The sequence below is a fragment of the Bacteroides sp. UBA939 genome, from assembly GCF_002293435.1.
Taxonomy (GTDB): domain Bacteria; phylum Bacteroidota; class Bacteroidia; order Bacteroidales; family Bacteroidaceae; genus Bacteroides.
In genome coordinates, this window is record NZ_DBDF01000054.1 from 1 (window position 1) to 11,975 (window position 11,975).

The window sequence follows — 11,975 nt, forward strand, 5'->3', positions numbered from 1 at the left end:
TACGGAGTTGGCCGATCGCTTACGATCTATATATACTCCCGATTTTCTATATGTTTTTTAAAGTTTAAGAACGTGGCTTCGGCAAGCTCGGTCATCGAGTACGAATACGATGGAAATGGCAACCTGACTAAAGATTTGAATAAAAACATAGTTGATATTGAGTATAATATATTAAATTTGCCCAATCGAATAGCGTTTGGTGACAACAGTTACATTGAATACACGTATGCGGCGGACGGAACAAAGTCCCGCACGAAGCATGTGATAAACGGCGTAACCACCACTACGGACTATTGCGGTACTGTGATCTATGAGAATGGGGCGTTGAAGCGAATCCTGACGGAGGGAGGCTATATCGCAAACGGCACGCACCATTTCTACCTGCAAGACCACCTGGGGAATAACCGTGTGGTGGCCAGGGCAAACGGCGAGGTGATACAGAACAACCATTTCTATCCTTTCGGTCTTTCATTCTATGACAGTGCAAACGAGACCGCGCAGCCGTACCAGTATAATGGCAAGGAACTGGATCTGAAGAAGGGACTGAACCTGTACGATTATGGGGCGAGGCAGTATGATGGGGCGCTGGGAAGGTTTATGACGATGGACCCGATGGCGGAGAAGTATTATTCTATGAGTCCGTATGCGTATTGTGCGAATAATCCAATAAATTATATAGATTTGCATGGAGATAGTTTGACCCTTGTTGGTGGTAATGTGCAGGAAATTATTACAGCCATATATCATGGATTAGAAGATAAAACCAGTATATCAATGAAGTTCAATAATGGTGTATTGGATCCTACATCAATAGCAGAACAAGCAAGCAACACATCTGATGTTTTCTTGCAAGATATGTATGAGATAGCAATAAATCCAACAATGGTAGAATTGTCTTTTTCGAATAACAATACATATATGATGAATGGACAAAAAGTAACAGAAGAATTTGCAGCTCCTTATGATGTTAATACAAGTGAATTTGGAGACGACTATGAAAATCTGTTAAGGTCTTGGGGGCAACCTTTAGGTAAGTCCATTAATGGGAATTTAGGTCAAACTTTAATCCCAGGAAATGTCTCTACTTCGGGGAAGAGTTCTACGAATGGAAATGTCCAGGTAATTGTTAATAGCAAAGGTTCATTAAACCATAGGGCTGTTGGTCTTGTACATGAATTTGCACATGTGGTTCTATATATGCGAGGACAACCGTATGGACACCCTCTACCTGAGGTGGATGAATTTGTATATGGTAGGGCAACAATAATGTCTAAAAGATTAGGTTATGATTTCTAAAAATAGGCAGATAAACATATTGATAATTATAGTATTATCCTTTTCTTGCTGTTCTTGTACTACCCCAAGGATGGGTAGTAAGCCAATAGTGGATATAAATGGATTTGTCATAATTGACAAAGTGAGTAATAAAAGCGTATTTTATATCAGAGAAAATGGGGAGAGGATAAAATGCTCAAAAGGGATAGAATTTGACGGAGGACGGGAAGCTTTGAAAGGATATCTTGATAGTGTTTATTACAATAATCCAAATTATCATAAATATAGTGAGTTTAATGTATTAGAAACTTTTATTATCTTATTTGATGAATATTTAAATATTAAAGAAGTCCGCATTATGCATCGGTATTATGCAGATAATGAAAGATTTTATTATGATAGTCTTTTTGTTAACGCCTTACAAAATACTAATGGTAAGTGGTATGAAAATATACAAAATAAAAAGTGGTACTATTATTTACATCGTCAAAGGATTTATTGAAATAGTATTCATTTGATTTTCGGGGCTGTCTCTCTTTTGAGGGACAGCCTCTCTAAATACAAATTTAACGCATATATGAGATGTTTTATTATTGTGTCATTCTTGTTGCTGACATCATGTAAACATGAGAAAGTGACTGATTTGGAATCTGAAAAGTTGATAGAATCATTCTTTGATACGTATAAAAGTAAAGGTGCGGAAATGGCTTTAAACGAGATCTTTGCAACAAATAAATATTTTAGCATGATGCATTCTCGTAGCGTTGGCGAAGTAAAAAGCAAATTGGTATCCTGTACGGATTCTATTGGAGAATATTGTGGTCATGAGATTGTAGTAAGACGTGTTATTGGTGAATCCTTGAACCATTATTCATGCATTGTTAAATATGAAGTGCAACCCATAAGGCTTATGCTTACATTATATAAGCCCCAAGATACATGGGTGTTGTTTAACTTCCAGTTTTCGACAGATTTCACAGATGAGTTAGATGAATCTGCTAAATTTTATTATATTGAATGATGACTTCGTTGAAAGGACGCGATGTGTCTCAAAGCAGTTGGGATATGTTTTTGCGAAGCGGTCAGCTATTTTAGCATCAAGCTCATGTATGCATGTTCCGAAGAGAATATCTTATCTGCCAGTTGTCCGATAGAAAGATGTTCGTGTACGCCCGGCAGGCGGCGGTGGCTGTACATGCACTTCCCCCTGTTCAGGTAGTAATATCCGTTGTTGGCGGAAAGTTCGTTATCGGAAAGTTCAATGTTCATTTCTGCCTGCGGATGTGTGGCGGCATAAAGATGAAGTACCGGTTGGAGACGAATGATGCGTATCATTCCCAACGGAAAAGACGGCTGATCTTGGACGGGCGGCATAAGAATGTCGAGGGTATCTGTTCGCATCTTCCGGCAAATGTATGAAAGTAAAAGATGCTCTGCTTCGGGGGTATCTGACAGCAGTTCATTGATTTGTGGCGTAGAGGATTTTTCACCGGGGTAGGCAACAGCAAGGGCGACGACTTCTTGTCCGTTGGAAAGGGTGAACAGGTGTCCGTTGCTCAGGTTGAGGTCGGCAAGGATGACGCGGAAGTCTGTCTCCGTATGTTGCAGGCAACAGGGACGTTCCAACATTTTGCGGTTCAGATAGTTGTAGGCTTCTTCGTTATAATCCGTATAAGTCCGGAGAACCCAAGGCGTTCCGGAAGATAAAGCAGGTGTTTCAGAAGACAAGACAAGCGTTTCGGAAGATAAAGCTGGTAAGGAAGAGTTCTGCACATCGGGCGGCAAATGGAAAGTCCGCCTGCCGTAACGGAAGACAGGTGCATACCCCGCGCGCGCGTAGTAGTCGAACAGCCACGGCTCGGCAGGGATGAGGGTACTGAAAGCCACGTTATTGCGGTACATGCGCCCGAATGCCTGTGATAGCAATTCGTGCATCACGCCCCGGTTGCGATAGCCGGGATGTGTGCAAGCACCCGAAACATAGGAAGTGGATACGTTTTCGTTGCAAAAAGTCATTGGGTAAGGCAGCATTTGTAAGGCAGCGATAACCTCGTCACCGCTTTCAATGGCAACATTCACATCTTTGTTGTAACGAAGGCTGAAATATAAGTCGATGAACTCTTCAGTGTCGTTAAAACAAAGTCTCCATAATTCTTTTACTTTCTCACGCATCTTTCTCTGTTTTTATTTCATTTATGTCTCTTCTTAATATAAAGAAAGATAAAACACAGTACCTCTGTGTTTCAATATGAATAATGCAAGTATTTACCAATTGATTTGTTCCACAGGGGTATTATTGAGGCAAGCTGTATATTTTTCGAGAATAATGGTTGGGTGATAGGAAAGTTTGGCTTTGCGTAGTCCTTCAATACCCAGGTCTTCTTCGCGGTTGATATAAGTATATTGCTCGGGAATGTGGTTGGCGAATTCATAGTTTATCATGGAATATGCACCGTCAATGGCAGTATCCGCTTTCTCTACATGTACGCCGAAAGTCTCTTGGTTGATGGGCATACCGAATGTAAAAGCCACTATTTTATCGTCCACATGAATAATGCCGCCTGTGAGTCCAAGCGCATCGAAGTTGCGCAACGCATAGCTGAGGGCGCGGCGCTCGTTGTCTGTACCTTGGTGCCGGTTGCAGTCGTTGGCTTTGCACCATTCTGCTTCCAAGTCAAGGCACTCTTGTATGCGGTCGGAAGTGAGGGGGATATATTCGTAATTGTAAGTTCTGCGGAATTTGTTGATATGGTTACGTTTGGGTTGGAATTTCTTTCCAGCCAGCGTGGTAAGGTTCGTGCGCAGATACAGGTAATCGGCATAGTTCCTGTCCGCCTCAAAGTGAAACCTACCGGGCATGATAGCTTCCAGATCCGCACGCATGTCCGTACATACGCCAAGCATGCAGAAATTCTCTCCTTCGTGTTCGGCATCCGCCATCATGTCATTCAGCACTTTTTTCAGATCGCCGTTTCCTACCGGCATCATATATACCAGTTCGCCTTGCGCCCAGAATTTCAGTATCAGAAAACCATCCTGCACGGCAAACTGAGTGTTATAAAGGAAGCGCCAACTACAGAGGTTGGAGAAAGACAGGTCGCAGTTACGGCGGTGACTGTTCAACGTATAGGATGTGATGAGTTCTTTGTCCTTGATTTCGATGTCTTTAAATGATATCATATAGTCTTATAATTCGTTAGCTTATTGAATAACAAAGATAGGGGGAAATTGTTATTGAAACTCAAAATAGCAGTATAAATAATGCTATAAACTTTGGTTGAGAGACGTTGCAAAGTTAGGTGTTTTACTGCTTGCTTGTAGCTGTTTCCGGTGATATTTCTTCCGGTTTGTTCCCGGACAATTGGAGAAACTTAAGAAAAACACACGTAATTATGGATGTTATTAGAAATATTTGCCTATTTTTGCAATCGATGTATATCACAATTTAAGTGGAATATTAATCATTTAAACAGAAAAAGAAATGAAAAAGAATTTATTTATTAGTGTTTTAGTTGCATTTGTAATGGTGTTTTGTGTAAATGTAAATGCGCAAGAGAAAGCGACTGGTAAGAATTATGAGACTTTGAAGAAACATGAGAAAGTTTTGGATAAAGATTTGCAGAAAAAAGCTATTAAAGAAGCTCGCAAAGAAGCAAAGAAGCTGGAAAAAGAGGGCTTTAAAACTCCTGTAGGGAAATTGCCTTTGGCTAAACAGTTGGAAACTGCTTGGGAAAAGCAGGCCGAATTGGATACGGAAGGTAATCCGTACTGGTATGTCGCTTCTTCCAGAACGGTAGGTGGTAACCAGTCGGCTGCCGTTTTGCAGGCAACGAATGCTGCCAAGATTGATTTGGCAGGTCAGATTCAGACTAAAGTATCCCAGTTAATTGACGCCAAAGTCGCTAATGATGATATGGGACAGGAAGAAGCTGCCAGCTTGTCGAGTGTGGTTGCTTCCAGCAAGAGTGTGATTTCCGCTACTTTGGGACGTATCATTCCTTTGGTGGAAGTTTACAAGACTTTGCCAAACAAGAATGTGGAAGTGATGGTTACTATCGGTTACAGCACACAAGCAGCAAACCAGGAAGCTATCAAAGCTATCCGCAAGGAATTGGCTGCCAAGTCGGAAGAACTGGCAAAAGAATTGGATAAACTGGGTTACTGATACTACCCTTTAAAAGTAGACTCCGAATGAATAAGAACAACCTGATTGGGTGGATATTTCTTATGGTAATGATTACCGCTCCGTTGCATGCCCAGAACACCGTTAAGGTGAAGGGCGTGCAAGGGCGCTGGCAAGTAAGCGAGGACATTACACTGAAAGAAGCGGAAGAACGCGCTTTCATGGAAGCGAAAAAAGAAGCCTTGAGCAAAGCCGGTGTTATGGAGAATGTCTGGTCGGTATTCGGACAGATTTCCCAGGAAAGCGGTACTGAATTCCATGAGGCATATTCTCAAATGAATGTGCTTGCAATTGGAGGAATGGTAAATGTCACTAATAAGAAAGTAGAGGAAGTGTGGGATACGGATACGCGCACCCTCTACAAAGTGGTGACTATTGACGCTGTAGTACAGAAAGAAGAGAAAACGGATAAGTCGTACGCGCTTGAAGTGAAAGGTGTGGAAAACTTATATAAGGAAGGAGATGTGTTTACGTGCAAACTGAAAGTGCATGGTACGGATTCCTATCTGAAGTTCTTCTGGTTTGATACGAACGGCGGCGCATTGCTTTACCCCAACCAATATGAGTCGGACACGCTGCTGAAAGTCGGACAGGAATATACCATTCCTTTCAGCAATGCGGTAGATTATCGTATGGAAAAGCAGGGAAAAGAGAATGAGAAAATCAACATGATGATGGTTGCTACGAAAGAAAACATCCCTTATACGGATGAAGTAACCTATCAAAATGTGTTGAAATGGGTGTACTCCATTCCTAATGACAAGCGTTGTGCTTTTTATGAGATGATACTGATTAAGTAATACCAGTTTTTAACTTCTCCAAATCTATTGTACAGATGAACAAAACGAAGAGTTTTTCCGCTGTCTTAGCTGCTTTTTTCTTGTTGGCGACGCCTTTGTGCGCACAGGATATTGAAAAAGAGTTTGAAGAATTTGCGAAGCAGCAACAAACAGAATTTGCGGATTTCAAAAATAAGGCGGATGCGGAGTTTGAGACATTTCTGCGTGAAACGTGGGAAAAGTATAATGCATTTGCAGCTATTCCGGCTCCCCAGCGTCCCGAACCTCCCCAACCGGTAGAGTTCGATAAGAGTAAACCTGTAATGCCTCCGATAAGCATCAAGCCTGCTGCGCCGAAAGTACCGGATGCACCTGTGCCCGACGTCGGCAGTAAAGTTCCCGTAGATATTAAACGTCCCAATCTGCCTGCTATAGAAGATAAGCCTGCTCCGGGCGTATACGTGCCGGGAAAACCCTATACTCCCGTAATGGTTGAAGTGCCTTCCGTAAAACCGGACGCTACGGTACTTCAAACTCCGGTAGAATTCTACGGTTCTCCTTTCAGGGTTGCTACAACTATTGTTGAAGGCTTCTCTCTGAAGGGCACTCGCGAAGGGGACGTGGCAGATGCCTGGAAAGACCTTTGCCGGAAGGATTATGAGCAAATGGTCAAGGACTGTATGACCCTTAAACAGGAAAAGAATCTGAGTGATTGGGCGTATCTACTGTTTACCAAGCAAATAGGCACGCAGGTGTTTGGCGCCAACCGTGCGGACGATATCGCTTTCCTGCAGATGTTTTTGCTTAATAAATCCGGATATAAAGTGCGCCTTGCCAAGATAGACGACAGGCTGAAGCTGATGATTGCTCCCGCCGGTACTATCTATGGTACACCTTATCTGAATATAAGCGGAAGCAAATATTATGTGTTCGAACCTACGCCAGGCAGTTCTATGAGTATTTATACGTATAAGCAGGATTTTGCCAATGCCAAGAATCTGGTGTGCCTGAATGTTGAAGGTATCCCGTCTTTCTCTATGGACGAATCCGACCGTACGTTTACTTCCTCGACCGGCGCCGTAAATGTGCAGGTAATGGTTAATAAGAATCTGATAGACTTTTATTACGATTATCCGCAGTGTGACGTAGTGATTCATTATAAAACTCCGATGAGCGAGGAGTTGCGTTCTTCCTTATATCCGCAGTTGAAAGCGGCTGTCGCAGGCAAATCGCAGAAAGAAGCCGCCAATATTCTGATAGACTTTGTGCAGACGGCTTTCCAGTATAAGACAGACGGAGATCAGTTTGGCTTTGAGAAGCCATACTTCCCCGATGAAACTTTCTTCTATCCCTATTGCGACTGTGAAGACCGCGCGATGCTTTTCTCTACTTTGGTGAGAGACTTACTGGGTTTGGATGCCATCCTGCTTGATTATCCCAACCATATTGCATCCGCCGTTCGCTTTACGGAAGATATTCCCGGTGACTATGTGGTGCTGGATGATGGTAGTAAATATTTAATTTGTGACCCCACCTACATAGGTGCGCCCATCGGCGCTTGTATGGACCAGTTCAAAGAAGTGGCTCCCGAAATCATTCGTTAGTGTTAAATATTACAATAATTGCAATTCGAGGTGTAAATACACCCCGAATTGCAATATGCATATTGCAAAATTGTGTACTTTTGCGGCGTAATTAGCATGTCAATTGAATTTTTATACGCAATTATACTATATGCAGAGATTAATTAATGAAATCGTTGAGCGCGCAAAAGCGGATCGCCAACGCATTGTTCTTCCCGAAGGAACGGAAGAACGTACCTTGAAAGCTGCCAATCAAATTTTGACAGACGGAGTTGCTGATTTAATTCTTCTGGGTAATCCGGATGAAGTTAATGCCTGTGCAGCAGAGTGGGGACTTGGAAACATTGGTAAAGCTACGATTATTGATCCGGAGAATCATCCGAAGAAAGAAGAGTATGCCCAATTGTTGTTTGAGTTGCGCAAGAAGAAAGGTCTGACGATTGAGGAAGCCCGTGGATTGGTGACTAATCCGCTTTACCTGGGCTGTCTGATTATCAAAAGCGGCGATGCCGACGGACAGTTGGCAGGTGCGCGTAACACAACGGGCGATGTTCTTCGTCCGGCATTGCAGATTATTAAGACTACTCCCGGAATTACATGCGTATCCGGTGCGATGCTGTTATTGACTCATGCTCCCGAATTTGGAAAGAATGGTATTTTGGTAATGGGCGATGTTGCCGTTACCCCGGTTCCGGATGCCCAACAGTTGGCTCAGATTGCAGTTTGTACTGCACGTACGGCTAAAGCGGTGGTAGGAATGGAACCGAGAGTGGCATTACTCAGTTTCTCAACGAAAGGTTCTGCGAAGCACGAAGTGGTGGATAAAGTGGTGGAAGCTGTGAAGATTGCCAAGGAAATGGCCCCTGATTTAGCTATTGACGGCGAATTGCAGGCGGATGCCGCATTGGTTCCTGAAGTAGGCGCCAGCAAAGCTCCGGGTTCTCCCATTGCAGGTAAAGCCAATGTCCTCATAGTTCCGAGCCTTGAGGTAGGTAACATTTCCTATAAACTGGTACAGCGCCTGGGACATGCGGATGCGGTAGGACCTATTCTGCAAGGTATTGCCCGTCCGGTGAACGACCTTTCGCGCGGATGTTCCATTGAAGATGTGTATCGTATGATTGCTATAACAGCCAACCAGGCTATTGCCGAAAAAAACGCAAAATAAACATTAAATCTGATATATAATAATGAGAATCTTAGTATTGAACTGCGGTAGTTCATCCATCAAATACAAGTTGTTTGATATGGACCACAAAGAGGTTATTGCTCAGGGTGGTATTGAAAAGATTGGTTTGAATGGTTCGTTCCTCAAGTTGACCTTGCCTGACGGCGGGAAGAAAGTACTGGAAAAGGATATTCCCGAACATACCGTAGGTGTGGAATTTATTTTGGATACATTGGTTAGTCCGGAATATGGCGCCATCAAGTCTTTGAATGAAATTGACGCAGTGGGCCATCGCACGGTGCATGGAGGAGAGAAGTTCAGTAAGTCGGTATTGCTGACTCAGGAAGTTCTGGATGCTTTCACTGCTTGCAATGATCTGGCTCCGCTCCACAACCCTGCCAATCTGAAAGGTATAAATGCCATATCGGCTATTCTGCCGAACGTACCGCAAATCGGTGTGTTTGATACGGCATTCCATCAGACAATGCCGAATTATGCGTACCTGTATGCCGTTCCTTTTGAATTGTATAAGAAGTATGGCATACGTCGTTATGGTTTCCACGGGACGTCCCACCGTTACGTTTCGCAACGTGTATGCGAGTTCCTGGGTGTGAAGCCGGAAGGAAAGAGAATAATCACTTGCCACATTGGCAATGGCGGTTCCATTACAGCCATTAAGGATGGTAAGTGTATAGATACCAGCATGGGGCTGACTCCGTTGGAAGGTTTAATGATGGGTACCCGTAGCGGAGATGTTGATGCCGGCGCCGTTACGTTTATTATGGAAAAAGAACATCTGACTCCTTCCGGTGTATCGGACTTGTTGAACAAGAAGAGCGGTGTAATGGGTATATTCGGCGTGTCGAGCGATATGCGCGAGTTGGAAGCCGCAGTTGCCGCCGGAAACGAAATGGCAATACTGACGGAACAGATGTACTTCTACCGCATTAAGAAATACATTGGTTCGTATGCTGCCGCTTTGGGTGGCGTGGACATTATTGTATTTACGGGTGGTGTTGGTGAGAACCAGTCTTCCTGCCGTGCCGGCGCTTGCGAAGGACTGGAATTCATGGGCGTGAAGCTGGATTTGGAGAAGAATAAAGTTCGTGGTGAAGAAGCAGTGATTTCTACGGATGATTCTCAGGTGAAAGTAGTGGTTATCCCGACTGATGAAGAAATGATGATTGCTTCGGATACAATGGCTATTTTGGAAACGAAATAATCTTTGGACGATACATCATATTGTAACCATAATGCAAGAATAGAGCCGGAAGCAACACAGGTTGTCTTCCGGCTTTGTTTTTTTAACTATGCCTAATCTTTCCTGTACTTTTAATTCTATATCTTTTTTCCTATACTATTAATTCTATATCTTTGCCGTTCAATTAAGAAACTTTTTTTAAGAGAAAGCGACATTTCTCAAGAACTACTTTAAATTAAACAACTTATGAAACGATTCATGTATTTATTGCTGTTTGTACTGCTGACAGGTGCGATGAATGCCCAGCAGGCAAAGTATGTATTCTATTTCATTGGCGATGGAATGGGAGTTAACCAAGTGAATGCTACTGAGATGTATCAGGCGGAACAAGAAGGACGTATCGGTGTGAAGCCGTTGTTATTTACCCAGTTTCCGGCAGTCGGTGTTGCTACGACTTTCTCTGCAAGTAATCCGGTAACGGATTCTTCTGCCGGCGGAACCGCCCTTGCCACCGGATCTAAAACCTATAACGGCGCCATTGGAATGGATGCCCAGAAGAATGTTGTCCAAAGCGTTGCCGAAAAAGCAAAAAAGGCCGGAAGAAAAGTTGGAGTGACTACCAGCGTCAGCATAGACCATGCTACTCCTTCTGCTTTCTATGCGCATCAAACCAATCGTAGTATGTATTACGAAATTGCCCTTGACTTGCCGAAAGCAGGTTTCGACTTTTATGCGGGCGGCGGTTTCCTGAAACCGACAACTTCTTTCGATAAGAAGAAAGCTCCCAGCATTTTCCCTATTATAGAACAGGCCGGTTATACTATCGTGAAAGGTGTGGACGAGTTCAAGGCAAAGTCTGCTCAAGCCGATAAGATGGTTCTTATCCAGAAAGACGGAGCTAACCCTTCGAGCCTGCCTTACGCTATTGACCGCAAGAGTGGAGACCTGACTCTTGCCGAAATTACGGAAAGCGCCATCTCTTTCCTGACAAAAGGAAAAGACAAGGGCTTCTTCCTGATGGTAGAAGGCGGAAAGGTTGATTGGGCTTGTCATAGCAATGATGCCGCTACTGCCGTTGAGGAGGTGATTGATATGGATAACGCCATCAAGGTAGCTTATGAATTCTATAAGAAACATCCGAAAGAAACTCTGATTGTGGTAACCGCCGACCATGAAACCGGTGGTTTGGGACTGGGCACAGGCAAGTACGAACTGCGCCTGAAAGACCTGAAATATCAGAAACAATCCCAGGATTTGCTTTCTACAGCCATCACTGACTTGCGTAAGGCGAAAGGTCGCAAAGTGACTTGGGAAGATGTCAAGGCTTTACTTGGAGAGAAGATGGGCTTCTGGAAAGAATTGTCTCTGACTTGGGAGCAGGAAAAGATGCTGCGCGATGAATTTCAGAATTCCTTCGTAAAGAACAAAGTTGTTTTCGAAGAAACTCTTTATTCAAAAACCGAACCGCTGGCTGCTTGTGCAAGGAAAGTGATGAACCAGATTGCTATGGTAGGTTGGACAAGCGAAGGACATACGGCAGGATATGTGCCGGTATATGCAGTCGGCGCAGGCGCCCAGCAGTTTGCCGGTCAATATGACAATACGGAAATTCCGAAGCGTATAGCTAAGGTTGCCGGATATAAATAAGAGTAAGTAATGGTTTAAAATTAGTCTTATAAATGAGAATTTAGTGATGAGAATGGGTACGCGGATGGCACGGATTAAGCGGATGAACGCGGATAACGCGGACGAGCGCGGATTCTTCTCTTCTTAGTGATTAGCAATA

The 11,975-nt window shown here is 43.5% G+C and carries 11 protein-coding genes; 9 read left to right on the plus strand and 2 right to left on the minus strand.

The features are described 5' to 3' along the window. The first annotated feature begins 72 nt into the window (after nucleotides 1–72). The 3 genes from B2Z67_RS15885 (at nucleotide 73) to B2Z67_RS03695 (ending at nucleotide 2,296) form a co-directional block, all read left to right on the plus strand. Nucleotides 73–1,296, plus strand: a complete 1,224-nt coding sequence (locus tag B2Z67_RS15885; RefSeq protein ID WP_349677262.1) for an RHS repeat-associated core domain-containing protein — start codon at nucleotides 73–75, stop codon at nucleotides 1,294–1,296. Continuing rightward, complete coding sequence (locus tag B2Z67_RS03690) at nucleotides 1,286–1,777, plus strand: hypothetical protein (RefSeq protein WP_291528470.1); 492 nt, start codon at nucleotides 1,286–1,288, stop codon at nucleotides 1,775–1,777. Before B2Z67_RS15885 ends, B2Z67_RS03690 begins: the two co-directional genes overlap by 11 nt. A 132-nt stretch (nucleotides 1,778–1,909) precedes the next feature. Then, nucleotides 1,910–2,296 (plus strand): hypothetical protein, encoded by a 387-nt coding sequence (locus B2Z67_RS03695; RefSeq protein ID WP_291528471.1) that lies wholly within the window; start codon nucleotides 1,910–1,912, stop codon nucleotides 2,294–2,296. A 65-nt stretch (nucleotides 2,297–2,361) separates the two neighbouring features. Here B2Z67_RS03695 and B2Z67_RS03700 read toward each other — a convergent pair whose 3' ends face one another. Both B2Z67_RS03700 and B2Z67_RS03705 read right to left on the minus strand, forming a co-directional pair. Beyond that, entirely contained in the window at nucleotides 2,362–3,447 is a 1,086-nt protein-coding gene (locus B2Z67_RS03700) for a GNAT family N-acetyltransferase (protein ID WP_291528472.1), read from the minus strand. A gap of 93 nt (nucleotides 3,448–3,540) precedes the next feature. Beyond that, nucleotides 3,541–4,455 (minus strand): DUF2156 domain-containing protein, encoded by a 915-nt coding sequence (locus B2Z67_RS03705; protein WP_291528473.1) that lies wholly within the window; start codon nucleotides 4,453–4,455, stop codon nucleotides 3,541–3,543. A gap of 301 nt (nucleotides 4,456–4,756) precedes the next feature. Here B2Z67_RS03705 and B2Z67_RS03710 point away from each other — a divergent pair, with 301 nt between their 5' ends. The 6 genes from B2Z67_RS03710 to B2Z67_RS03735 all read left to right on the plus strand — a co-directional run bounded on the left by B2Z67_RS03710 (nucleotide 4,757) and on the right by B2Z67_RS03735 (nucleotide 11,836). Beyond that, entirely contained in the window at nucleotides 4,757–5,440 is a 684-nt protein-coding gene (locus B2Z67_RS03710) for a hypothetical protein (RefSeq protein WP_291528474.1), read from the plus strand. Nucleotides 5,441–5,466: 26 nt separating this feature from the next. Continuing rightward, entirely contained in the window at nucleotides 5,467–6,258 is a 792-nt protein-coding gene (locus tag B2Z67_RS03715; protein WP_291528475.1) for a DUF4384 domain-containing protein, read from the plus strand. A 35-nt stretch (nucleotides 6,259–6,293) separates the two neighbouring features. Continuing rightward, nucleotides 6,294–7,841: a hypothetical protein gene (locus tag B2Z67_RS03720; RefSeq protein WP_291528476.1), complete on the plus strand. Its 1,548-nt coding sequence runs from the start codon at nucleotides 6,294–6,296 to the stop codon at nucleotides 7,839–7,841. A 130-nt stretch (nucleotides 7,842–7,971) separates the two neighbouring features. Further along, nucleotides 7,972–8,988, plus strand: a complete 1,017-nt coding sequence (gene pta / locus B2Z67_RS03725; protein ID WP_291528477.1) for a phosphate acetyltransferase — start codon at nucleotides 7,972–7,974, stop codon at nucleotides 8,986–8,988. A 22-nt stretch (nucleotides 8,989–9,010) separates the two neighbouring features. Beyond that, entirely contained in the window at nucleotides 9,011–10,210 is a 1,200-nt protein-coding gene (locus tag B2Z67_RS03730; RefSeq protein WP_291528478.1) for an acetate kinase, read from the plus strand. 225 nt (nucleotides 10,211–10,435) lie between these two features. Beyond that, nucleotides 10,436–11,836 carry an alkaline phosphatase gene (locus tag B2Z67_RS03735; protein ID WP_291528479.1) on the plus strand — a complete coding sequence of 467 codons (1,401 nt, stop codon included), beginning with the start codon at nucleotides 10,436–10,438 and terminating at the stop codon, nucleotides 11,834–11,836. The last annotated feature ends 139 nt before the right edge of the window (nucleotides 11,837–11,975 follow it).